The organism is Methylobacterium crusticola (assembly GCF_003574465.1).
Taxonomy (GTDB): Bacteria; Pseudomonadota; Alphaproteobacteria; order Rhizobiales; family Beijerinckiaceae; genus Methylobacterium; species Methylobacterium crusticola.
This window is the reverse complement of sequence record NZ_QOWC01000040.1, coordinates 24,204-46,245: the sequence shown is the minus strand read 5'-3', so window position 1 is coordinate 46,245 and position 22,042 is coordinate 24,204. Positions and strand designations below refer to the sequence as shown.

The 22,042-nt window shown below is 74.9% G+C and carries 19 protein-coding genes; 10 read left to right on the top strand and 9 right to left on the bottom strand.

Going from position 1 to position 22,042, the window contains the following annotated elements:
• The 3 genes from DT057_RS17135 to DT057_RS17125 form a co-directional block, all read left to right on the top strand.
• A partial coding sequence (locus tag DT057_RS17135; RefSeq protein ID WP_128563315.1) for an efflux RND transporter periplasmic adaptor subunit occupies positions 1–1,175 on the top strand: 1,175 nt, incomplete at its 5' end.
• A gap of 106 nt (positions 1,176–1,281) precedes the next feature.
• Positions 1,282–4,428 (top strand): efflux RND transporter permease subunit, encoded by a 3,147-nt coding sequence (locus DT057_RS17130; RefSeq protein WP_128563314.1) that lies wholly within the window; start codon positions 1,282–1,284, stop codon positions 4,426–4,428.
• 20 nt (positions 4,429–4,448) lie between these two features.
• Positions 4,449–4,844 (top strand): hypothetical protein, encoded by a 396-nt coding sequence (locus DT057_RS17125; protein ID WP_238313872.1) that lies wholly within the window; start codon positions 4,449–4,451, stop codon positions 4,842–4,844.
• A gap of 400 nt (positions 4,845–5,244) precedes the next feature.
• On the opposite strand, the gene DT057_RS17120 is transcribed toward DT057_RS17125, so the two are convergent.
• The 5 genes from DT057_RS17120 to DT057_RS17100 all read right to left on the bottom strand — a co-directional run bounded on the left by DT057_RS17120 (position 5,245) and on the right by DT057_RS17100 (position 10,716).
• Complete coding sequence (locus DT057_RS17120; protein ID WP_128563313.1) at positions 5,245–5,547, bottom strand: protealysin inhibitor emfourin; 303 nt, start codon at positions 5,545–5,547, stop codon at positions 5,245–5,247.
• Positions 5,548–5,661: 114 nt separating this feature from the next.
• Positions 5,662–6,942 (bottom strand): M4 family metallopeptidase, encoded by a 1,281-nt coding sequence (locus tag DT057_RS17115; protein WP_128563312.1) that lies wholly within the window; start codon positions 6,940–6,942, stop codon positions 5,662–5,664.
• Positions 6,943–7,472: 530 nt separating this feature from the next.
• The gene (locus tag DT057_RS17110; RefSeq protein WP_128563311.1) at positions 7,473–9,053 is read right to left on the bottom strand and encodes a DHA2 family efflux MFS transporter permease subunit; all 1,581 of its coding nucleotides are present in this window, start codon (positions 9,051–9,053) and stop codon (positions 7,473–7,475) included.
• Positions 9,050–10,198: an HlyD family secretion protein gene (locus DT057_RS17105; protein ID WP_128563310.1), complete on the bottom strand. Its 1,149-nt coding sequence runs from the start codon at positions 10,196–10,198 to the stop codon at positions 9,050–9,052. The genes DT057_RS17110 and DT057_RS17105 overlap by 4 nt, the downstream gene beginning before the upstream one ends.
• A gap of 29 nt (positions 10,199–10,227) precedes the next feature.
• Positions 10,228–10,716 carry a winged helix-turn-helix transcriptional regulator gene (locus tag DT057_RS17100; protein WP_128563318.1) on the bottom strand — a complete coding sequence of 163 codons (489 nt, stop codon included), beginning with the start codon at positions 10,714–10,716 and terminating at the stop codon, positions 10,228–10,230.
• Positions 10,717–11,164: 448 nt separating this feature from the next.
• Between DT057_RS17100 and DT057_RS17095 the strand changes: the two genes are divergently transcribed.
• Entirely contained in the window at positions 11,165–11,713 is a 549-nt protein-coding gene (locus DT057_RS17095; RefSeq protein ID WP_128563309.1) for a TetR/AcrR family transcriptional regulator, read from the top strand.
• A 113-nt stretch (positions 11,714–11,826) separates the two neighbouring features.
• Positions 11,827–12,033: a DUF2934 domain-containing protein gene (locus DT057_RS17090; RefSeq protein WP_128563308.1), complete on the top strand. Its 207-nt coding sequence runs from the start codon at positions 11,827–11,829 to the stop codon at positions 12,031–12,033.
• Between the two features lie 87 nt (positions 12,034–12,120).
• Here DT057_RS17090 and mutL read toward each other — a convergent pair whose 3' ends face one another.
• Positions 12,121–14,058: a DNA mismatch repair endonuclease MutL gene (gene mutL, locus DT057_RS17085; RefSeq protein ID WP_128563307.1), complete on the bottom strand. Its 1,938-nt coding sequence runs from the start codon at positions 14,056–14,058 to the stop codon at positions 12,121–12,123.
• Between the two features lie 95 nt (positions 14,059–14,153).
• On the opposite strand from mutL, the gene DT057_RS17080 reads away from it, so the two are divergent.
• From DT057_RS17080 to DT057_RS17070, 4 genes are all read left to right on the top strand, one after another.
• Entirely contained in the window at positions 14,154–14,756 is a 603-nt protein-coding gene (locus DT057_RS17080; protein WP_128563306.1) for a GNAT family N-acetyltransferase, read from the top strand.
• Positions 14,757–14,831: 75 nt separating this feature from the next.
• Complete coding sequence (locus tag DT057_RS36835) at positions 14,832–15,110, top strand: hypothetical protein (protein ID WP_238313871.1); 279 nt, start codon at positions 14,832–14,834, stop codon at positions 15,108–15,110.
• Positions 15,101–15,832 carry an MFS transporter gene (locus DT057_RS17075; protein WP_238313869.1) on the top strand — a complete coding sequence of 244 codons (732 nt, stop codon included), beginning with the start codon at positions 15,101–15,103 and terminating at the stop codon, positions 15,830–15,832. The genes DT057_RS36835 and DT057_RS17075 overlap by 10 nt, the downstream gene beginning before the upstream one ends.
• A gap of 226 nt (positions 15,833–16,058) precedes the next feature.
• Entirely contained in the window at positions 16,059–17,696 is a 1,638-nt protein-coding gene (locus tag DT057_RS17070) for an outer membrane beta-barrel protein (protein WP_128563305.1), read from the top strand.
• Positions 17,697–17,751: 55 nt separating this feature from the next.
• Here the strand turns inward: DT057_RS17070 and DT057_RS17065 are convergent, their stop codons facing one another.
• A complete protein-coding gene (locus DT057_RS17065; protein WP_128563304.1) occupies positions 17,752–18,831 on the bottom strand; it encodes an alanine racemase in 1,080 nt (359 codons plus the stop codon).
• Between the two features lie 189 nt (positions 18,832–19,020).
• Between DT057_RS17065 and DT057_RS17060 the strand changes: the two genes are divergently transcribed.
• Positions 19,021–20,406: a TAXI family TRAP transporter solute-binding subunit gene (locus DT057_RS17060; RefSeq protein ID WP_128563303.1), complete on the top strand. Its 1,386-nt coding sequence runs from the start codon at positions 19,021–19,023 to the stop codon at positions 20,404–20,406.
• A gap of 25 nt (positions 20,407–20,431) precedes the next feature.
• On the opposite strand, the gene DT057_RS17055 is transcribed toward DT057_RS17060, so the two are convergent.
• Both DT057_RS17055 and DT057_RS17050 read right to left on the bottom strand, forming a co-directional pair.
• A complete protein-coding gene (locus tag DT057_RS17055; protein ID WP_128563302.1) occupies positions 20,432–21,055 on the bottom strand; it encodes an AprI/Inh family metalloprotease inhibitor in 624 nt (207 codons plus the stop codon).
• 207 nt (positions 21,056–21,262) lie between these two features.
• Complete coding sequence (locus DT057_RS17050; protein WP_128563301.1) at positions 21,263–22,042, bottom strand: succinate dehydrogenase iron-sulfur subunit; 780 nt, start codon at positions 22,040–22,042, stop codon at positions 21,263–21,265.

The window sequence follows — 22,042 nt, the reverse complement described above, 5'->3', positions numbered from 1 at the left end:
GGGGCGGCGCCTCCCTGGCGGCCCTCCTCGCCGTCGCGGCCGCGCTCCTCCTGGGCGCCGGCGCCCTCGCGCGGGCATCCGCCCACGAGGGGGACGGCGCGGGCCACCGCGAGGAGGCCCACGCGGCCCTCCCGGCGCCCGCCGGCCCGGGGGCGGACCCCGACCTCGCGCGGCGCCTGCCGGACGGCGGCGTCTTCGTGCCGAAGCCGGTGCAGCGCCTGCTCGTCCTGCGCACGGCCGTGACGCAGGAGGGCGTCTTCCGCCGCAGCGTCGCGCTGCCCGGCCGGATCATCCCGGACCCGAATGCCAGCGGCGTGGTGCAATCCTCGGTCGGCGGGCGGCTGTCGCCGCCGCCCTCGGGCGCGTTTCCGCGCCTCGGCACGCGGGTGCGCCGGGGCGACGTCCTGGCCCTCGTGACCCCGCCCGTGCAGGCGGTCGACGTCTCCGACATGCGCCAGCGCCAGGGCGAGCTCGACCAGCAGATCGCCATCGTGGCGCGGCGGGTCGAGCGCTACGCCAAGCTCGCCCCGAGCGGAGCCGTGGCGCAGATCCAGCTCGACGACGCCCGGGCGGAGCTGTCGGGCCTGCGCGACCGCCGCGCCGCCCTCGACGCGATCCGGCAGGCGCCCGAGGCCCTCGTCGCGCCCGTCGACGGGGTCGTGGCCGCGGGCGCGGCGGTCGCGGGCCAGATGGCGGCGCCCGGCACCATGGTGTTCCAGATCGTCGACCCGGCCCGCCTCTGGGTCGAGGCCCTGAGCTTCGAGGCCCTGAGCGTCGAGGCGCCGGCCCCCGGCGCCGCGTCGACGGCGCGCCTCGCCGACGGGCGCAGCCTCACCCTCGACTACCGGGGCTCGGGCCTCGCCGGCCGCGACCAGGCGGTGCCGGTGCAGTTCGCGGTCCGGGACGCGCCCGACACCCTGCGCATCGGGCAGTTCGTCACGGTGCTGGCCGCCACCGGGGAGGAGACGGCCGGCCTCGCCCTGCCCCGCGCGAGCGTGGTGCGGGCCGGCAACGGCCAGGACGTCGTCTACGAGCACGTCGCCGCCGAGCGCTTCGTGGCCCGCCCGGTGCGGGTCGCGCCCCTCGACGCCTCCCGGGTGCTGATCGCCGGCGGCCTCGCGCCGGGCCGGCGCATCGTCACCGAGGGGGCCGAGCTCCTGGCCCAGGTCCGCTAGGGCGGCGCCCGATCGCGCCGCCATCCGGGTGCCGCTCCGGGCCCCCGCGGCGACGCGCTCCCTCGCGCCGACCCCGTCTCCCCCCGCCGGAAGATGCTGACGCCCGATGTTCGCCGCCCTCGTCTCAGGCGCTCTGCGCAACCGCCTCCTCGTGCTCGCCGCCGCCGCCGTGCTGGTGCTCTACGGCGCCTTCACGCTCACGCGCCTCCCGGTCGACGTCCTCCCCGACCTCAACCGGCCGACCGTCACGGTCATGACCGAGGCCGAGGGGCTCGCCCCCCCGGAGGTGGAGCAGCTCGTCAGCTACCCGGTCGAGACCCGGATGAGCGGGCTGCCGGGCGTCGAGCGGGTGCGGTCGGTCTCGGGCGTCGGCCTCTCGATCGTGACGGTCGAGTTCGCCTGGGGCACCGACCTCTACCGCAACCGCCAGCAGGTCGCCGAGCGCCTCGCCCTGGTGCGCGAGCAGCTCCCGCCGGGCCTGAGCCCGCAGATGGGGCCGGTCTCCTCGATCATGGGCCAGGTGCTGATGGTGGCGCTCACGAGCGAGGCCGCCTCGCCCATGGCCCTGCGGGAGGCGGCCGACTTCGTGATCCGGCCCCGGCTCCTCACCATCCCGGGCGTCGCCCAGGTGATCCCGATCGGCGGCGAGGTGCGCCAGTTCCGCGTCGGGCCGAACCCGGCGGCGATGCGGGCGCTCGGCGTGACGCATGCCCAGCTCGACGCGGCCCTGGAGCGGTTCGGCACCAACGCGGGCGGGGGCTTCACCGACCGCGACGCCCGCGAGATCCTGATCCGCACCCTCGGCCGCACCCTGAGCCTCGAGGACCTGCGCGGCCTCGTGGTGGGCGCGCAGGACGGCACGCCCGTGCGCCTCGCCCAGGTCGCCGAGGTGTCCTTCGCCCCCAGGTTCAAGCGCGGCGAGGCGGGCTACAACGGCCGGCCCGCCGTGATCGTCTCGGTCGAGAAGCAGCCCGACACCGACACCGTGGCGCTCACCCGGGCGGTCGCCCGGGCCCTCGCCGAGATCGCCCCCGGGCTGCCGGACGGCATCCGGGCCGACCAGGTGGTGTTCCGCCAGGCCGACTTCATCGAGACCGCCGTCGCCAACGTCGCCCGGGTGCTGGCGGAGGCGGTCGCCGTGGTGGCGGTGGTGCTGTTCTGCTTCCTGCTGAACTGGCGCACGACCGCGATCTCGCTCTCGGCGATCCCGGTCTCGGTGCTGGCGACCGCGATCGTGTTCCACCTCGCCGGGCTGTCGATCAACACCATGACGCTCGGGGGGCTGGCGATCGCGATCGGCGAGCTCGTCGACGACGCCGTGGTGGACGTGGAGAACATCGCCCGCCGCCTGCGCGAGAACCGGGCGCAGGGCGCCCCGCGCCCGGTCTTCCGCGTGGTGGTGCAGGCCTCCAGCGAGGTGCGCTCCGGCATCGTCTACGCGACGGCGATCATCGTGCTCGTGTTCGTGCCGCTGTTTGCCCTCTCGGGCATCGAGGGCCGGCTGTTCGCGCCCCTGGGCCAGGCCTACGTCATCGCCATCCTGGCGAGCCTCGCGGTCTCGCTGACCCTGACCCCGGCGCTCGCCTCCCTGCTGCTGGCGGGCCGGGGGGCCGGGCCGGAGGCCGACAGCCGCCTCCTGCGCGGGCTCAAGGCCGTCAACGGCGCCCTGCTGCGGCGCGCCCTGCCGCATCCGCGCCTGATGGCCGGCCTCGCGGCCGGCGCGGTGCTGGCGGCGGGCATCGCGGCCTGGCACCTGCCCCGCGCCTTCCTGCCGGCCTTCAACGAGGGCTCGTTCACGGTCACGCTCGCCTTCGAGCCCGGGATCTCCCTCGCCGAGAGCAGCCGGGCCGGGCGGATCGCCGAGCGCCTGGTGCTCGAGATCCCCGAGGTCGAGGCGGTCGGGCGCCGCACCGGCCGGGCCGAGCTCGACGAGCACGCCGAGGGCGTGCACTCCTCGGACCTCGAGATCCGGCTCAGGCCCGGCGGCCGGCCGAAGGACGCCCTCGTGGCCGACCTGCGCCGGCGCCTCGCGGTGCTGCCGGTCGGCATCAACGTGGGCCAGCCGATCTCCCACCGCCTCGACCACATGCTGTCGGGGGTGCGGGCCGAGATCGCCGTCAAGCTCTTCGGCGACGACCTCGACGCCCTGCGGGCGAGCGCCGAGGACCTGCGCGAGCGCCTCGCCCGCATCCCGGGCCTCGCCGACCTCCAGGTCGAGCGCCAGGTGCGCATCCCGCAGCTCGAGATCCGGGTCGACTACGCCCGGGCCGCCCTCTACGGCGTGGCGCCGGCCGCCCTCGTCGACCAGATCGGCCGCCTGTCGAGCGGCCGGGTGGTCTCGGTGCTGGCGGACGGGCCGCGGCGCTTCGACGTGGTCTCGCGCCTGCCCGAGGCGCAGCGCACCCCGGAGGCCCTCGGCGACCTCCTGATCGAGACGCCGTCCGGCCGGGTGCCGGCGCGCCAGGTCGCCGACATCCGCGAGACCGACGGGCCCAACCAGATCCTGCGCGAGAACGGGCGCCGGCGCCTCGCCGTGCAGGCCAACGCCGCCCCCGGCCGGGACGGCGCGGCGCTCGCCGGGGCGATCCGGCGGGAGCTCGCCGCCACGGCGCTGCCGCCCGGCGGGTTCTGGCGCCTCGAGGGCACCTTCCAGGCCCAGGAGGAGGCGGGCCGCACCGTCGCGGCGCTGGGCCTCCTCTCCCTCGGGCTCGTCTTCGCGCTCCTGTGCAGCCGCTACCGCTCGGCCGTCCTCGCGCTCATCATCATGGGCAACGTGCCCCTGAGCCTCGTCGGCAGCGTCGCGGCCCTGTGGCTCGCCGGCCTGCCGCTCTCCGTCGCCTCGATGATCGGCTTCATCACCCTCACGGGGATCGCGGCCCGCAACGGCATCCTCAAGGTCAGCCACATCCTCAACCTCAGCCTGCACGAGGGCGTGCCGTTCGGGCCGGAGCTCGTGATCCGCGCCAGCCTGGAGCGGCTCGCGCCCGTCCTGATGACGTCGCTCTCGGCCGGCGTCGCGCTGGTGCCGCTCCTCCTCGACGCCGGGGCGCCCGGCAAGGAGATCCTGCACCCGGTCGCGGTGACGATCTTCGGCGGCCTCGTCAGCGCCACCCTGCTCGACGCCGTGCTGACCCCCGTCCTCGTGCTGCGCTTCGCGGGCATCCCCCTCGAGCGCCTGCGCGCGATCCCCGCGGCGGACGCCGGGCCGGCGCCAGCGGCGGACGCCGAGCCGGCGCCCGCGGCCAGCTACTGAGACCCCGGGAGAGACCCCTCGTGCCGAAACGCCCCGCCCTCGCGCTGCTTCTCCTCGCCCTGCCCCTCCCCGCCCTCGCGCAAGCCGGAGGGGCGCCGCACGCCAGCCACGCCGCGCCGGGACCGAACGGCGGCCGGATCGCCGAGGCCGGCCGCACCCATGTCGAGCTGGTGGCGCGCGGGGCGGCCCTCGAGCTGTTCCTCACCGGCGCCGACGCCGTCGCGCCGGTGCCGGCGGACGGCTTCCGGGCGACCGCGATCCTGGTGGTCGACGGCCGGCCCGCCCGCATCGCCCTCGTCCCCGCGGGCGGCAACCGCCTCTCGGGCACCGCGCCCCTGTCCCTGCCCCCCCGGCCGAGAGGCGCCGTGCAGCTCACGGGCCCGGACGGCGCCACCGCCAGCGCCCGCTTCGACTGACCTCCGGGGACGTCCCCGGCGGGATCCTGGCACCGCACCAGTTCCCCGCCGCGCCGCTCCGCGCTGGCCGGGGCGGCAGTCCAGCGGGCGGGCGTTGCATCGGCGGCCCGAGGATCCTCCGCGCGATGGCGGTCCGCTCCACCAGCAAGGACTTCTTGCGCGGGCATGATCCCCCGCCAAGACGCGATCCGCATGGGCCGGGATTCGCCGGACCATGCCCGGGATCCCGAGGTCCGGGCGCTGGTGGATCGGACCGTCGAGGCGTGGAAGACGGAGGTTGCCGCGAGACGGGTGCTTCCGGCCCGCAAAGGCGTGCGATGGCAAGCGGTCCAACTCACGACTTGTCGGCTGTGGGTGAACCAGACGCGGCGCGGGCCAGGCCGCCCGGCCCGCAGAGACCTCAGGGGCCGCCGAGATGGCCCTCGAGCCACGCGAGCAGGTCCGCAAAGGCTTTGGACGGAGCGCTATCCGACTGCCTCAGAACCGTGCTCCGGCCGTCCTCCTCTACCGTGACGGTGTAGCTCTGGGCGTCCGGCGCGGGCCGGGCCGGTGCGGGGACGGGCGCGGCTTTGGCGGCCGCCACCAAGCGGGCGAGTTCGGCGGCGGCAGCGGGCTCCAGTGTCTCGGTGTCCACGATCCTGGGCGGCTTTCCCAGACGGGACCCCGCCAGCAGCCCGCCATGCTTCGCCAGGCCGATCTTCATCGGGTGATCCTCGCGCTCTCACGTCAGGAAGTGGCGGGTGCCGCCGCCCCGTCAAGGCCCGCGCCTGATCGCATCCTGACTCCGTCCGGCCTCTCCGTCAGGCCGGCGTTTCTCTCAGGCCGGGGCCTGGGAGCGCGGGGATCGACCACCCGGTCCCGAGCGGATCTCCGGAGCCGCCCCGTTGCCGCCACGCTTCATCGCGCTCAGGTCCCTGGAGAGGGAAGCCACCTGCCCGGACAGTGCCGCGATCTGGCGCGCCAGGGCGGCGATGTCGCTCTCCTCGCGTGCGGCCATGCCGCCCGCCTCGATCATCCGGTGGCGACCCCGCCGGGCCGTGCCGCCGCTAACCCGGATCCCGACCCCGCGCCATGCATCCTGGACGGCCCGCTGCTCCTGGCTGCCCATTCCGAAGAGCTGGCCGGCCTTGGCGAACGTGGTGTCGGCGAAATCCTGGAACTGCGTCGTCTGGACCGAGGCCTTCAACGCCTCGTACCAGATCAGCCCGGGCGCCTCCCAGGCGTAACCGCCTATCTCCATCGCCGTCAGGAAGAAGGCCCTGTTGGGAATGCCGGAATTGATGTGCACGCCGCCGAAGTCGTTCTCGCCGTTGTCCGGAAGGTTGGCGAACCGATTCATGTGGTCGGGCTGCGGGTCCTTGCCGAGGAGACGGTTGTCGTAGGCCGTTCCCGGTGCCTTCATCGACCGCAGCGCGTCCGCGCCGATGCCCGGCGTGAAGATGTCCGCGCCGATGAGCCAATCCGCCTGCTCGGCACTCTCGTTGCCGGACCATTGCTTGACCAGGGAGCCGAACACGTCGGACATGGACTCGTTCAGAGCCCCGGACTGCCCGCGATACTCGAGGGCAGCCGTGTTCTCGGTGACGCCGTGTGTGAGTTCGTGGGCGATCACGTCGAGGGATCCCGTGAAGTCGGTGAAGATGATCCCGTCGCCGTCGCCGAACACCATCTCCTGACCGTCCCAGAACGCGTTGTTGTAGTTGCGGCCGCGGTGAATGTAGCCGTCGAGGCGCATACCCCTGCCGTCGATCGAATCGCGCTCGAAGACCTCCCGGTAGAAGTCCCGCGTCCTGCCGAGGCCGTCGAACGCCTTGTTGACGGATGCATCCGACGACGTCTCGCCCTGTTCCGTGCGCACGAGAGTGGCTTGGCCGAGGTCCGTCCCGCCGCGGCAGTCGAAGATGCTGCGGCGACCGCTCGCCGGAGCCGTCGACACCCCGACCCCGAACGTCGACCGGATGGAGCGCTCGCCGCGCAGGCGTGCCGAGCTCACGAGCGTGTTGAGCGCGGCGTCGCGGGTGGCCTTGTCCTCGCTCTCGAGCAGCTTTCTGAGCAGGTGTGGGGGTGTGATGCAGTTTAAGCAGCGACAGGTTTTCATTGTGTATCTCCTCCAGATTTCGAATAATATCTAGAATAATTAATTCTGTGGACCAAATTCGATCCATACCTTACAATATGCTGGCGATCTTATATTTGGAAAAATTTCTGTGTATTTGAATATATAAGATATTACAGATCTTGGTCTGTATTGAATAGATCTTGCGAAAAAGAATTATTTCACAAATTCCATTAGAATAGATTGTAAATACAGACGTCTGGGCCGACGCGTATGCTCGGGCAGTGTGGAAGGAAATGGCCTAATACAGATCGCGGGGAGCAGCGCTCTGCCTCTCGATCCGAACTATGGGCGATGTTTCAACTTGGGATAGTAACGGTACACCTTCTCGGGTGCGCTGGAAAGATGCCGCACGATCTAACAGTTATGTGGCGGGGATGAGCGCAGGCAACCCGGCCTGGAGCCCGGATGGGTGCCCGCCGGACCGTCCTCGCGGGGGTCGCGCTGCGCTGAAGGCACCGGGACGGCGTCGATCTCGTGCCCGGCCCGCGGGAGCCGCCGCGCCCGGCGCCTCAATGGGCATCCGGCGCGGCGGCTCCCGCGGGGGCGACCTTGCGCATCAGCGGCACCAGCGCGGTCGCGAGGACGAAGCAGGCCGTGATGGCCGCGAAGGCGTCCGCGAAGGTGAGGGTCTGGGCCTCGCGGTAGGTCAGCGCCCAGAGCTGCCGCAGGCCGGCGGCGTCGCCGCGGGCCGGGTCGCCGGCGAACAGGACGGCGTTGCGCGCCTGCGCGCCCCGCAGCAGCGCCTGCATGGCGGCGTTGGCCGGCGTCAGGTGCTCGGCGAGCCGCAGGAAGTGCAGGTTGGTGCGGTCGTTCAGGATCGTCGCGCAGGCCGCGATCCCGATCGCGCCGCCGAGGGTGCGCATCAGGTTGAACAGGCCCGAGGCGAGCTTGAGCCGGGCCGGGGCGAGGCCCCCGAGGGTCAGGGTCACGGTCGGCGCCACGGCGAATTGCTGGGCAAAGCCCCGCATCGCCTGCGGCAGCAGCAGCTCGCGCCAGCCCCACTCGTGGGTGATCGGCGTGAACGACCACATGCTGAGGCCGAACAGGCCGAGCCCGAACATCATCAGCCAGCGCAGGTCGACCCGGCGCGCCAGGACCGCGTAGACCGGGATCGCCATGACCTGGAACACGCCGGTGGAGAACACCGCGAGCCCGATCTGCAGGGCGCTGAAGCCGCGCACGCGCCCGAGGAACAGCGGCGTCAGGTAGATGGTGGCGAAGATCCCGATGCCGGTGACGAACGAGAACAGGCAGCCGAGCGCGAAGTTGCGGCTGCGCAGGGCCGTCAGGTCGACGATCGGATGGGCGTAGGTGAGGCTGCGCCAGACGAAGCCGAGGCCGGCGACGCCCGAGATCCAGGCGGTGGCCCGGATCGTCGCGTCCTCGGTCCAGTTCCAGCGCGGCCCCTCCTCGAGGGTGTACTGGAGGCAGCCGAGGAACAGCGCCATGAGGACGATGCCGAGCCAGTCGGTGGTCCGCAGGAGCGCCGGCTCGGGCGCGTCGACCCGCACCATCAGGGGCACCACGACCGCCACGAACAGCCCGGGCACGAGGTTGACGAAGAACAGCCAGTGCCAGGAATAGTGGTCGGTGATCCAGCCGCCGACCGTCGGCCCGAGGGTCGGGGCGAGCGACGACAGGGCCCCGATGGTGGCGGCGGCCACCACCATCCTCCTGCCCGGGAAGAACGCGAACGCGGTGGTGAACACGGTCGGGATCATCGAGCCGCCGAGGAAGCCCTGGAGCGCCCGGAACGCGATCATGCTCTCGATGTCCCAGGCCCAGCCGCAGAGCAGGCTCGTGGCCGTGAACCCGGCCGCCGAGGCGCAGAACAGCCAGCGCGTCGACATCACCCGGGCGAGGAAGCCCGAGAGCGGGATCACGATGATCTCGGCGATGAGGTAGCTCGTCTGGACCCAGGCGACCTCGTCGGGACCCGCCGAGAGGCCGCCGCCGATGTCCTTGAGCGAGGCCGAGACGATCTGGATGTCGAGGAGCGCGATGAAGAAGCCGACGCACATCACCGCGAAGGCGAAGACCTTGCGCGCCTCCGACAGGGGCGGCCGCGCCGCCGGGGCGGCGGCGCTCACGGCGCGGCCTGGGCCACCGCCGGGCCGGCCCGGTCCCGGCCCGGGTCGCCCGGGTCGCGCAGGTCGATCGCGGCCGTGACCGAGAGGCCCGGGCGCAGGCGCCCGAGCGCCCCGCCGTCGCCGTCGAGCAGGATGCGCACGGGCACGCGCTGCACGATCTTGGTGAAGTTGCCGGTGGCGTTCTCGGGCGGCAGCACGCTGAACTGGGCGCCCGTGGCGGGCGCGAGGCTGGCGACCCGGCCCGTGAAGGTGGTGTCCGGCAGCACGTCGGCGACGATCGTCGCGCGCTGGCCCGGGCGCATCCGGGCGAGCTGGCTCTCCTTGAAGTTCGCGTCGACCCAGAGGCCCCGCGCCGGCACCAGGGCGACGAGGCCGGCGCCCGCCGCCGCGTAGGCGCCGGTGCGGGCGCTGCGGTTGCCCACCACGCCGGCGACGGGCGCGCGCAGTTCCGTGTCGGCGAGGTTCAGGCGCGCCACCTCGCGCTCGGCCCGGGCCTGGTCGAGGGCGGCGCGTCCCTGCGCCTTCTGGGTGTCGATGACGGCGAGGCGGCGCTCGGCCGCCTCGAGGGCGGCCCGGGCCTTGGCCTCCCCGGCATCGGCCTTGCGGTGGTCGGCCTCGGCCTGCTGGAAGCGCTGCTCGGAGGCGTACTGGCTCGTGGAGAGCTGGCGGTAGCGCACGAAGTCGTAGCGGGTGCGGGCGGTCTCGGCCTCGGTCGCGGCGATCTCGGCCCGGGCGCCCGCGATCGTCGCCTCCTGCAGGCGCCGCGTCGCGTCGAGGTTCTCGAGGGTCGCCTCGGCGCTCGCCACCTGGGCCTCGGCCTTGGCGAGGCGGGCGCGGTAGTCGCGGTCGTCGATCCGCAGCAGGAGCTCGCCCGCGGCGACGGCCTGGTTGTCGCTCACCGCCAGGGCCGCGATGTAGCCCGGGACCTTGGCGGCGATCACCGTCACGTCGCCGCCCACGTAGGCGTCGTCGGTGGTCTCGAGGAAGCGGCCGGTCGTCCACCAGTGCCGGCCGTACTGGCCGCCCCCCGCGAGCGCCGCGAGGGCGAGCGCGAGGAGGAGCGCGCGGGCGCCGCGGCGGCGGGGCGGCCGGGGGCCGTCCCCCGTCCCGGCGCGGCGATCCGGCTCGGGTTCCTGGCTGCTCATCGGGGGCCTCGCTGCGCCGTGCCGGCGGGTCAGAGCGTCGGGCGTTCGGTCAGGCGCCGGCGCATCGCCTCGTTCGCGGCCGGCCCGGCGACCACGCGGACGCCGCTCCGGCTCAGGGGGATGCCGGTCTCGCGGTCGACGAGCACCGGGTCGATGGCGCGGCCCGTCGCCGGGTCGGCGAGGGCGACGCTCGCGCCCTCGGGCGCGAAGTGCCGGTTGCCCCAGGCGAGCAGGCTCAGCAGCACCGGCCGGAAGTCGCGCCCGCGCTCGGTCAGGACGTACTCGTCGCGCGGGGGGCGCTCGCTGTAGCGCCGGCGCTCCAGGAGGCCGGCCTCGACCAGCGCCTTGAGGCGGCGCGCCAGCATGTTCGGCGCGATGCCGAGGCTCGCCGCGAACTGGTCGAAGCGCGTCAGCCCGTAATGGGCGTCGCGCAGGATGAGGATGCTCCACCACTCACCCACGCGCTCGAGGCTGCGGGCGATGGGGCACTGCATGGGTCCGAAGCTCTTGCGTTCCATGCCCTCCGTATAGCGAGTCACTTTCATGATGCAAGTGTCTCCCGGGCCCCGCCCGCCGGGAATCCGCACCCGCGCCGTCCCGCATGTGCGGCACCGCACACGCCCGGCCCGCCGCCGCGCCGCCGCCAATCCCGGGCGACTGCCCCGATAAGAAATGATGATCATCATATAAAAACCGGCGCCTGGTGCCGGCCTGCGAGGACCCGGCCCATGGACCTGAGAGCCCCCTGACCCTCGGTTTCCTTGCGCTCGGCCTCCTGGCGCCCGGCCTCCTGGCGCCCGGCCTCCTGGCGCTCCGCTGCCGGCGGACGCCGCCCGCGCGGGCGCGGCCGGGCACGCGGCCGCCGGGTCCTGACGCCCGGGCGGCGGCGACGACTGGCGGCCGGGCGATCCGCCTCCATCTTGGTCATGGTCCGGACCCACGGCCCGACGGCGAGAAGGGATCGCGATGCCCAGGGTGTCCCGGGAGCAGGCGAAGCTGAACCGGCAGACGGTCGTCGAGGCCGCCGCGGCCCTGTTCCGCGAGCGCGGCCTGCACGGCGTCGGGGTGGCCGACATCATGGCGCAGGCGGGCCTGACCCACGGCGGCTTCTACGGCCAGTTCGCGTCCCGGGACGCCCTGGCGGGCGAGGCCGTCGCCTGCGCCCTGGAGCAGGAGCGCGGCGGCGCCCTCGACGCCCTCGTGGCGCTCTACCTCTCGGGGGACCACCTGCGCTGGCCCGGGCGAGGCTGCCCCCTCGCGGCACGCGTCGACGACGTCGCCCGCGAGGCGCCGGACAGCCCCGTCCGCAACGCCTTCACGGCGGGCGTGCGGCGCTTCGCCGAGACCATCGCCGCCCTGCTGCCCCGGGCCGCCCGGGAGCGCCGGCGCGTGCGGGCGCGCGCCACCCTGTCGACCCTGGTCGGAGCCGTAGTCCTGGCGCGGGCGGTCAACGACGACGCGCTCGGCGCCGAGCTGATCGAGGCCGCCCGTGCGGCCGTCGCGGCGCCCCGATGAGCGCGGGACCGCCCGGCGCAGCCGCGCCCCGGGACGGGCCCGGACCCGACCCGCGCGGCCCGCCGACGCGGCCGCGCCCACCCCAGATCGCATCAACGCGAGGGAATCCCGCGATGAAACCGGCCGTCGAGATCACCTTCGAGCAGATCCGCGAGCGCGCCTACGAGCTCTGGGAGCGCAACCATCGGCCCGAGGGCTTCGAGGTCGAGTTCTGGCTCCTGGCCGAGCGCGAGCTCAGGCGCGAGCGCGCCGCCGGGCGCGGCGAGGCGGGCGGCGACCCGGGATCCCGGACTGGGCGGGGGGAACCCGGCGGGAGCTGACGCCCCGCGGCGGGAGCTGACGCCCCGCGGCGGGAGTCGATGCTCCCGCGGGAGGCCCGCTCAACCCGCGTGGACAAGGGAAACCCGTCAGCGCCGCCCGAACAGGCGCTCCACGTCCGCGAGCTTCAGCTCGACGTAGGTGGGGCGGCCGTGGTTGCACTGGCCCGAGAGCGGTGTCGCCTCCATCTCGCGCAGGAGGGCGTTCATCTCCTCGGGCCGCAGGCGGCGCCCGGCCCGGATCGAGCCGTGGCAGCTCATCCGCGACAGGACCGCGTCGAGGCGGCGGGCGAGAGGGTCGGCGCCGCCCTCCGCGAGGGCGTCCGCCACGTCGGTCACGAGGGCGCGCGCGCCCCCGGCGGCGAGCGCGGCCGGCACCTCGCGCACCAGCACGGCGCCGTGGCCGAAGGCCTCGAGCACGAGGCCGAGATCCCGGAGCGCGTCAACCGCCTCGGCCAGCCGGTCGGCCTCGGCGGGATCGAGCTCCACCACCTCGGGGATCAGCAGGAGCTGGCGGCCGATGCCCCCCGCCGCCCGCTCGCGCTTCAACCGCTCGTAGACGAGGCGCTCGTGCGCGGCGTGCTGGTCGACGATCACGATCCCGTCGGCGGTCTGGGCGACGATGTAGGTCTCGTGCAGCTGCGCCCGGGCGGCGCCGAGGCGATGGGCCTCCTCGGCGGCCGGCGACGGGGCGGGGGCGCGCAAGTCCGCGCTCGGCAGGGCGAACTCGCCGTCGAAGCGGGCCTGGCCCTCCTCGCCGAAGCCCGCCGTGTCGCCGGCCGGGTCCGCCCCGGGACTGGCCGGGTCCGCCCCGGATCCGGGCCGGCCGGGGCCGCCGGGCCGCTCGGGCGCGGGCCGCCCGAAATCGCGCGCGAACTCCTCCGGGCGGCCGGACCCGGACAGGATCGCCGGCCCGGCCTCGCGCGGCGCGAACAGGCTCGCGCGGGCGGATCCGTGCGCCGGGCGCAGGCTCTCGAGGGTGCGGGCCGCGACCGTGCCGGCGCTGCGCCCGCCCTCCCGGCGCAGGGCCTCGTGGATGGCGCTGACGATGAGGCCGCGCACCAGGCCCGGGTCGCGGAAGCGCACCTCCGTCTTGGCGGGATGCACGTTGACGTCGACGAGGGCCGGGTCGCAGGTGAGGGCGAGCGCCAGAACCGGGTGCCGGTCGGAGGCCATCACGTCGGCGTAGGCGCCCCGCACCGCGGAGAGCAGCAGCCGGTCGCGCACCGGGCGGCCGTTGACCACGAAGTGGGCGTGGGTGGCGGCGGCCCGGTGGAAGGTCGGCAGGCCGACATGGCCGTCGAGCGCGAAGGCCTCCCGCTCCAGGCTCAGGGGCGCGGAATTCGCGCCGAATTCCGGCCCGAGCACCGCCACGAGGCGCCGGAGCCAGGAGCCCGGCCCGGTCTCGGCCGGAAACGTCAGGGCGCCGACGCCCTCCCCGCCGAGGGAGAAGCGGATCTGGGGATGCGCCACCGCGAGCCGGCGCAGGATCTCCGCCACCGCTCCGGCCTCGGCCCGGTCGGACTTGAGGAACTTCAGCCGCGCGGGCGTGGCCGAGAACAGGTCCGTGACCTCGATGCGGGTGCCGCCCTGCGCGGCGGCCGGGCGCACCGGGCCCTTGTGCCCGGCATCCACCACGATGCTGTGGCCGCTCTCGGCGCCCGGCACGCGCGACGTGATGGTGAGGCGCGCCACCGCGCCGATGGAGGGCAGCGCCTCGCCCCGGAAGCCCAGGGTGTCGATGCGGTCGAGGTCGCCGTCGGGCAGCTTCGAGGTGGCGTGGCGCTCGACCGCCAGGGCGAGGTCCTCCGCGCTCATGCCCTGGCCGTCGTCCACCACCCGGATCAGCCGCCGCCCGCCGGCCGCGATCGTCACCGCGACGCTGCCCGCGCCCGCGTCGATGGCGTTCTCGACGAGCTCCTTCACGGCCGAGGCCGGCCGCTCGACCACCTCGCCGGCGGCGATGCGGTCGACCAGCACCGGGTCGAGGCGGCGCACGGCCGCGCGGTTCTCGGATGGGCTCTGCATGATCCCGGATATAAGGGCTGGCGGCCGCGGCCAGAAGGTGCGGGCGAGGCTGTCCCGTGCCAGAAGCCGGGGACTGGGCTGGAGGGCGCGGGGCGATGACGGTCGGGGGGAACGGCGGGGCGGCCCTGCGGCCATGCCTGGACGGGGACATCGCCGCGGTGACGGCGATCTACGCCCACGCGGTGCGCACCGGCCGGGCCTCGTTCGAGCTCGAGCCGCCCGACGAGGCCGAGATGCGCCGGCGCCGCGCCGGGCTCGTCGCGGGCGGCCACCCCTACCTGGTGGCGGTCCGGGACGGCGCGGTCCTCGGCTACGCCTACGCGGGGCCCTACCGGGCGCGGCCGGCCTACCGCGCCACCGTCGAGAACTCGGTCTACGTGCATCCCGACCATGCCGGGCAGGGCCTCGGGCGCCTGCTCCTCGCCGGGCTGGTCGCCGCGGCGACGCAGGCGGGCTTCCGCCAGATGGTCGCGGTGATCGGGGATTCGGCGAACACCGCCTCGATCGGCCTGCACGCCGCCCTCGGCTTCGCGTCCGTCGGCGTCCTGCGCGCCGTCGGCTGGAAGCACGGCACCTGGCTCGACACGGTGCTGATGCAGCGGGCGCTCGGGCCCGGCGCGGACGAGCCCCCGGAGGCGCCCCCGGAGCCGCCCCTTGAAGCGCCCCCCGATGCGCCCGCCGCGGCGGCGGGGCGGTGATTGGCGCCGGCCTCGTCCTGCGGCTCGGCCTCGGGCAGCTCGTGGTGTGGGGCGTGAGCTACTACCTCGTCGGGGGTGTTCGGGCCGCGCATCGGCGCCGATCTCGGCCTCTCGCCGGCGCTCACCTACGGGGGCTTCTCGGCCGGCCTCCTGGTGATGGGGCTGGCCTCGGCCCCGGTCGGGCGGGCGATCGACCGCCTGGGCGGCCGGGCCGTGATGAGCGCCGGCTCCGTCGTCACCGCGGCGGGCCTCGCCGGGCTCAGCCTCGCGGCGGGCCTCGCCGGGCTCAGCCCGCGGCGGGCCCGGCCGGCTACTACGCCGCCTGGGCCGTGCTCGGCCTCGGCATGCGGATGACCCTCTACGAGGCGGCCTTCGCGGCCCTGGCGCGGATCGGCGGGGCCGGGGCGCGCCGGCCCGTCGCGCAGGTCACCCTGTTCGGCGGCCTCGCCTCGAGCGTGCTCTGGCCGGTCGGCGAGGCGCCCGCCGACGCGGTCCTGGCGGCGCGGCTCTACGCCCTCGCCGCCGCGGCCGCGAGCGTGCTCAACGCGGCGCTCTCGGCCCACATGATCCCGATCCTGATCGGCCTCGGCGTGGCGCCGGCCCTCGCGGTCTGGATCGGCAGCGTGCGGGGCGTCGGGCAGACCGGCGCGCGCCTCGGCGAGGTCCTGTTCGGGCGCCGCATGAGCCCGCTCGCCCTCGGGCTCCTGGCGGCGCTGGTCCTGCCGGTCGCCTTCGCGCTCGGCTTCCTGGCGGGCGTCTCGACCCCCGCGGGCCTCGCCTTCGCGTTCCTGTACGGGGCCGGCAACGGGCTCCTCACCATCGTGCGGGGCACGGTGCCGCTCGTCCTGTTCGAGCCCGCCGCCTACGGCACCCTGGTCGGCCGGCTCCTGGCGCCGAGCTTCCTGCTCTCGGCGGCCGCGCCGCTCGCCTACGCGGTCGTGATCGCGCGCCTCGGCGACGCGGCGGCGCTCGCGCTCTCCCTCGGCCTCGCGGCCCTCGTGGTGGTGGCCTCGGCCCTGCTCTGGCTCCGCTTCGGCCGCGGCGCGCCCGGCCTCGCCGCGCTCGAGGCGCCCTGACCCGGGCGGCGCGGCCTCGCACCCGCCGCCCCGGCGCGGCGCGCCCTTCTCGCGCGCGGGCAGGTCCTGGCAGGGCCGGGCAAGGCCTTGGCGGCGCGGCCGTTTCGGCCGGAGGCAGGCGCGGGCGACGCCCCGGTTACGGGCGGTTAACCTCGCGTGTTGTAGAGCTCTTAACCATGATGGTCCGGCGCCGCTCAGGTTCCGGGAGGAGCGGAGCAGCGCGCCCGTGGTGCAGGAGCGGCCGAGATCCGGGAACAGCCGCCGCAGGCCCGGCCCGGCGGGCGCCGCCCTGCCGCTCGTGATCCTGCTCCTCGCGGCCCCGCCCGCCCTCGCCCAGACCGCGTCCGGCCCGGCGCCCCTCGGCGGGGGGGCCTCCGGCGCGGCATCGTCCGGCGCGGCGCCCTCCGGCGCGGCGCCCTTTGGCGCGACGGGCGCGTTCGGGGGCGGCGCGTCCCCGGCCTTCGGGGCGCCGGGCGCCCAGGATCCCGCCACCTTCGCCCTGCGGGGCGCCGGCTTCCGCGCCCAGGCCGCGCCGGCGAGCGCCGGGAGCCGGCCCCGGACGCCGCCCCGGCGCCGCTCGCGGCCCCCCACCACCGCCCTCGTGCGGCAGATCACCCAGGTCCCGCCCGAGGACCTGCGCCTGCGCCCGACCGTGCAGTTCCCGGTCTCGGGCCTGCCCGATATCGGCCTCGTGCCGATCCTGCTGCGGCGGCGCCCGGTCGATCCCCTCGACCCCTACTCGCCGCTCGGCATCCGGGTCGGCGGCGTGACGCTCTACCCGGCCCTCCAGCAGGGCATCGGCTACGACACCAACCCGGACCGCGCCTCGCTGCGGCGCGCCTCGCTCGCCCTGCGCACCGACGGCGAGCTGCGCCTCCAGAGCGACTGGTCGTCCCACCAGCTCTCGGGCGAGCTGCGCGGCGGCTACAGCGAGTACCCCGACAACAAGGCGGCCAACCGCCCGGACGGCGACGGGGCCGTGCGCCTGCGCCTCGACGTCGCCCGCGACACCCGGGTCGACGTCGAGGGCCGCTACCTCGTCACCACCCAGCGGGCGGGCAGCCCGGACCTCAGCGCCGCCGTGCGCGACCGCCCGGTGGTCGCGGCCTACGGCGGCACCGTTGGGGCGACGCAGACCTTCAACCGGCTCCAGGTCACGGTGGCGGGCCTCGTCGACCGGCAGACCTTCGAGGACGCCGAGCTCACCAACGGCACCATCCTGCGCCAGAGCGACCGCAACGCCAACCAGTACGGCCTGCGCCTGCGCACCGGCTACGAGATCCGGCCCGGCTTCACCCCCTTCGTCGACGTCCTGCTCGATACCCGCGTCCACGACTTCGCGGTCGACTTCAACGGCTACCGCCGCGACTCGGACGGCATCACGGCGAGGGGCGGCACCACCTTCGAGGTGAGCCGGCTCGTCACCGGCGAGATCTCCGGCGGCTACCTGAAGCGCACCTACGCCGACACCCGCCTGCGCGACCTCTCCGGGCCGGTGGTCGACGGGGCCCTGCTCTGGGCCGTGACCCCGCTCACGGCGGTGCGGCTCGGCGCCGCGACCGGCGTGACCGAGACGGTGGTGCTGGGCGCCAGCGGCATCCTGACCCGCAGCGCGCTCGCCGAGGTCACCCACGACCTGCGCCGCAACCTGCGCCTGACGCTCTCCGGCACGGTCTACAGCAACACCTACCAGGGCGCGAACATCAAGGAGGAGGGCTACATCGCCGGCGTCAAGCTCGACTACCGCCTCAACCGCTGGCTCGGAATCCGGGCGAGCTACGCCCACGAGATGCTGCGCAGCAACGCCGTCGGGTCGAGCTACCACTCCGACACCTACCTGGTGGGGGTGCGGGTCAACCCGTGAGGGCGGCCCCGGGGCCGCCCGGCCCGGACGCCGCGGGGGCGGGCGCGCCGGACCCTCAGCGGCTCATCCCCCGGGCCGCCACCGGGATCTCCCCGACGATGCGCCCGTCCCGGGTCGCGACCAGGCGGTCGGCCATGTTCACCACGACGCAGACGTGGTTGGGCACCACGCGCACCACCGCCCCGACCTCCGGGCTCTCCGGGCAGCCCGAGAGGTCGAGGAAGCCGTGCTCCTCGGCGAACTTCGCGATGCGGGCCCGCGGGAACTCGCGGATCAGGCCGTAGCCGTCGAGGCCGCCGCCCGGGTCCGCCGTCAGCGTCTTCGAGCCGGCATCGAGGATGCCCCGGCCCGGCGCCGCCCGGCTCACCACCGTCGCCACGACGTCGAGGGCGCAATCCGCCAGGGTCGCCGCCCCGCAGGCCATCATCATCCGGTCGTTGAAGACCGCGGTGCCGGCCCGGTGCTCGGTCGCGCCCCGGAGCGCCCCGAGGTGGCGCAGGTTCGGGGTGCCGCCGGTCGAGACGATGCGGGCCTCGAGCCCGGCCTCGCCGAGGCCCGCCCGCACCGTGTCGAGGAAGGTCTGGGCCTGCGCCACGGCCCCGTCGGGGGGATAGAGCAGCAGGCCGGCGAACCGCAGGGACGGGCTCTCCGCGATGGTGCGGGCGAGCGCCACGGCCTCGGCCGGCGTCGCGACGCCGGCCCGGCCCCGGCCGGTGTCGCACTCCACCACCACGTCGAGGGGGCGCCCGGCGGCGCCCGCGGCCTCGGCGTAGCCCGCCACCACGGCCGGGTGGTCGGCGCTCACCGTGAGGTCGGTCTCGCGCAGGAGGCGGGCGAGGCGCCCGCGCTTGTCGGGGCCGAGGAGGTTGTAGCTGATCAGGATGCCGTCGAGGCCGGCCGCGTGCATCACCTCGGCCTCGCCGAGGGTCTGGCAGGTCAGGCCGAGGGCGCCGGCCTCCCGCTGGAGCCGCGCCAGGACGGGGCTCTTGTGGGTCTTGATGTGGGGCCGGTTGCCGAGGCCGGCGGCGTCGCAGGCCGCCTGCGCCCGCGCGACGTTGCGCTCCACGACCCCGAGGTCGATCATCACGGCGGGCGAGCCGTAGGCCAGCGCCACCTCCTCGGCCAACGTCGTCATGCGGTCTCTCCGGCCCCGTGCGGCGCGCTTTCAGCACGCGACGAGGCCCGACCCTGGCGCCGAACCGCGCGCCTGTCCACCGCCGGCGCCCGGCGCGACGATCGGGCATGCAACCCGACCCGCCCGCGGCCCGTTCCACTCCATCCGAGCCTGCCGCCGCGGCAGGCTCCGGAGGAGCCGCCGCCGCCCATGTCGCGCACCGCGTTCAGGCCCGAGCGCATCTTCCTCGTCACCACCCTGGTGCTGGCGATGGCGGCCGGCCTCGCCCTCTACTTCGCCCAGGCCACGGTGCTGACGATCGCGGTCGCGCCCAAGGACGGCACCGAGCCGGCCCTGATCCAGGCCTACGCCGAGGCCCTCGCGGCCTCGCGCCGGAGCGTCCGCCTCAAGATCCTGCCCTTCGACGACGTGCGCGAGAGCGCCCAGGCCATGGAGCAGCGCCGGGCCGACCTCGCGGTGGTGCGGCCCGACGTCGACCTGCCGTCGAACGGCCTCACCCTGGCGATCCTGCGCGACCAGGCGATGATCATCGCCGCCCCCTCCCCCTCCGGCCTGACCTCCTTCCCGGCCCTCGCCCGCAAGCGCCTCGGCATCCTGGCCCACCGCGACGCCGATTTCTGGCTCCTGAAGAGCCTCGTCGGCTATTACGGGCTCACGCTCCAGAGCGAGGGCAGCGGGCCGGTCCCGGCCGGGCAGGTGCGCCTCGTGCAGGTGGCGGAGGCGGACCTGCCGGCGGCCTTCGCGCAGAAGCGCATCGACGCCCTCGTGACCATCATCGCGCCCGCCGCCCCCATGGCGCTGCGCCTCGTCGGGATCGTCCAGGCGGCGAGCCGGCAGCGCAAGGTGGACTTCGTCGACGTGCCGGACGGGGCCGCCATCATCGAGCGCCTGCCCCGGCTCCAGTCCGTGACGGTGCCGGCGGGCCTCTTCGGCGGCAGCCCGAAGGTGCCGGCCGAGGAGGTGAAGACCATCGGGGCCTCCTACCGGCTGATGGCGCGGGCGTCCCTCAACCGCACCCTCGCGGCGGACGTCACCCAGCACCTGTTCGAGCTGCGCTCGCGCCTCTCCGACGCCACGCCCGCGGCCGACTACGTGGCGGCGCCCGCCTACGAGACCACCGCCGCGGCGACCAGCGCCCGGATGCCGATCCATCCCGGGGCGATCGACTACTACGAGCGCGAGCAGCAGGGCTTCCTCGAGCGCTACGGGGACTGGATCTACCTGCTCGCGGTGCTCGGCGGCGGCCTCGGCTCGGCCACCGCCTGGGCGCGCCAGCGCCTGCGGCGCCTGCGGCGCGAGCGCATCGACGTGGTGATGGACCGCCTGCTCGAGATCCTGGCCGAGGCCCGCACGGCGGACGCGGCCGGCCTCGACGTCCTCACGGGCGAGGTCGACACCCTCGCGGCCGACGTGGTCCGCTACACCCGCGAGCGCGAGACCGACACCCGCACCATGGCGGCGGTGGTGATCGCGATCGAGACCGCCCGCTCGACGATCGCGGATTGCCGGCGCCTCTCCGGCGAGGCCGCGCCCCCGCGCCGGGACCCGACCCTGCGGCTCGCCGCCCGGACCTGAGGCGCGGCTCCCCCGCCGGGCCGGATCAGCGCACGAGGGCGAGGGGCGCGCCGGACTTCGAGAGCGCCCCGTCCATGGCGCCGCCGGCCGGGCGCAGCCGCGCCGCGACGGTGCCGCCGGGCTGGTAGAGGTAGACCTCGCCCTCGCGGAAATCCCACGCCGAGACCTTGGCGAGGTCCTTGTTGGCGCAGCCGGTCGACGAGGCCTTGTAGAGGTCGAGGGCCGGCGTGCTCGCGAGGTTGACCCGGCAGCTCGCCCCTGTGGCGTCCTTGGCGGTCCAGCCGCCGACGACCGCCGAGCGCCCGCCCCCGCCCACGACGGGCGTCGGGGGCGGGGCCACCGCGGCCTGCTGCTGCACCGGGGACGGGCCCGGCTCGGCCATGATCGGGCCCGGGCCGGCGACGACCGGGCCGGGGGGCGCGGCGCTCAGCCCCGGGGGCGGCGCCAGGGGGGCCGAGGTGACGGGACCCGAGGACAGGCCGGGCGCGCCGAAATCCGCCTCCGGCTCGGGCGGGAGCTGGCGGGCCGCCTGCCGGCCGACCGGCCGCGACGCCCCGAGCCCCCCGGTGTCTAAGCGCGAGGACGAGCAGGCGCCGATGCCCGCGGCGAGGGCCAGGGCGGCGAGGTTGCGGAGGAGCTGGCGCGACATCGTGGGGTCCTGGGATCTGCGGCCCGTCGAGGCCGCTCGCCCCGCCGGGCCGAGCGGCCGTTGCGGGCCGTCCTCGGCGGGAAATACGATCCCGCGAAGGCGGCGGCAGGGTCCCCGGGACGACAAAGGCGCCCGAGGGCGCCTTTTCGGCAGGGTGTGGCCGGCAAAGCTCAGCCGGCCGCACCCGATGGTGGCGATGCGTCCCGCTCACACCTCGCGGGCGATCATCATCTTCTTGATCTCGGCGATCGCCTTGGCCGGGTTGAGGCCCTTCGGGCAGGTGTTGGCGCAGTTCATGATCGTGTGGCAGCGGTAGAGCCGGAAGGGGTCGTGCAGGGTGTCGAGCCGCTCGCCGGTGTTCTCGTCGCGGCTGTCGATCAGCCAGCGATAGGCCTGGAGCAGGGCCGCCGGCCCGAGGAAGCGGTCGCCGTTCCACCAGTAGCTCGGGCACGACGTGGTGCAGCAGGCGCACAGGATGCACTCGTAGAGCCCGTCGAGGCGCGCCCGGTCCTCCGGGGTCTGGCGCCACTCGGCCTCGGGGGCGGGCGTCTCGGTCTGGAGCCAGGGCTCGATGGCGGCGTGCTGGGCGAAGAAGGTCGTGAGGTCGGGGACCAGGTCCTTCAGCACCGGCATGTGCGGCAGCGGGTAGATCTTGATCTGCCCGGACTTGCAATCGTCGATGCCGAGCGTGCAGGCCAGGGTGTTCTGCCCCATGATGTTCATGGCGCAGGAGCCGCAGATGCCCTCGCGGCAGGAGCGCCGGAAGGTCAGGGTCGGATCGACCTTGTTCTTGATCCACAGCAGCGCGTCGAGAACCATCGGGCCGCAATCGTCGCGATCGACGTAGTAGGTGTCGATGCGCGGATTGGCGCCGTCGTCCTGGTTCCAGCGGTAGATCCGGAATTCCTGCAGGTTGCCCCCGGCCGGACGCGGCCAGGACTTGCCCTCGGAGTACTGGGAGTTCTTGGGAAGGTTGAACTGGGCCAT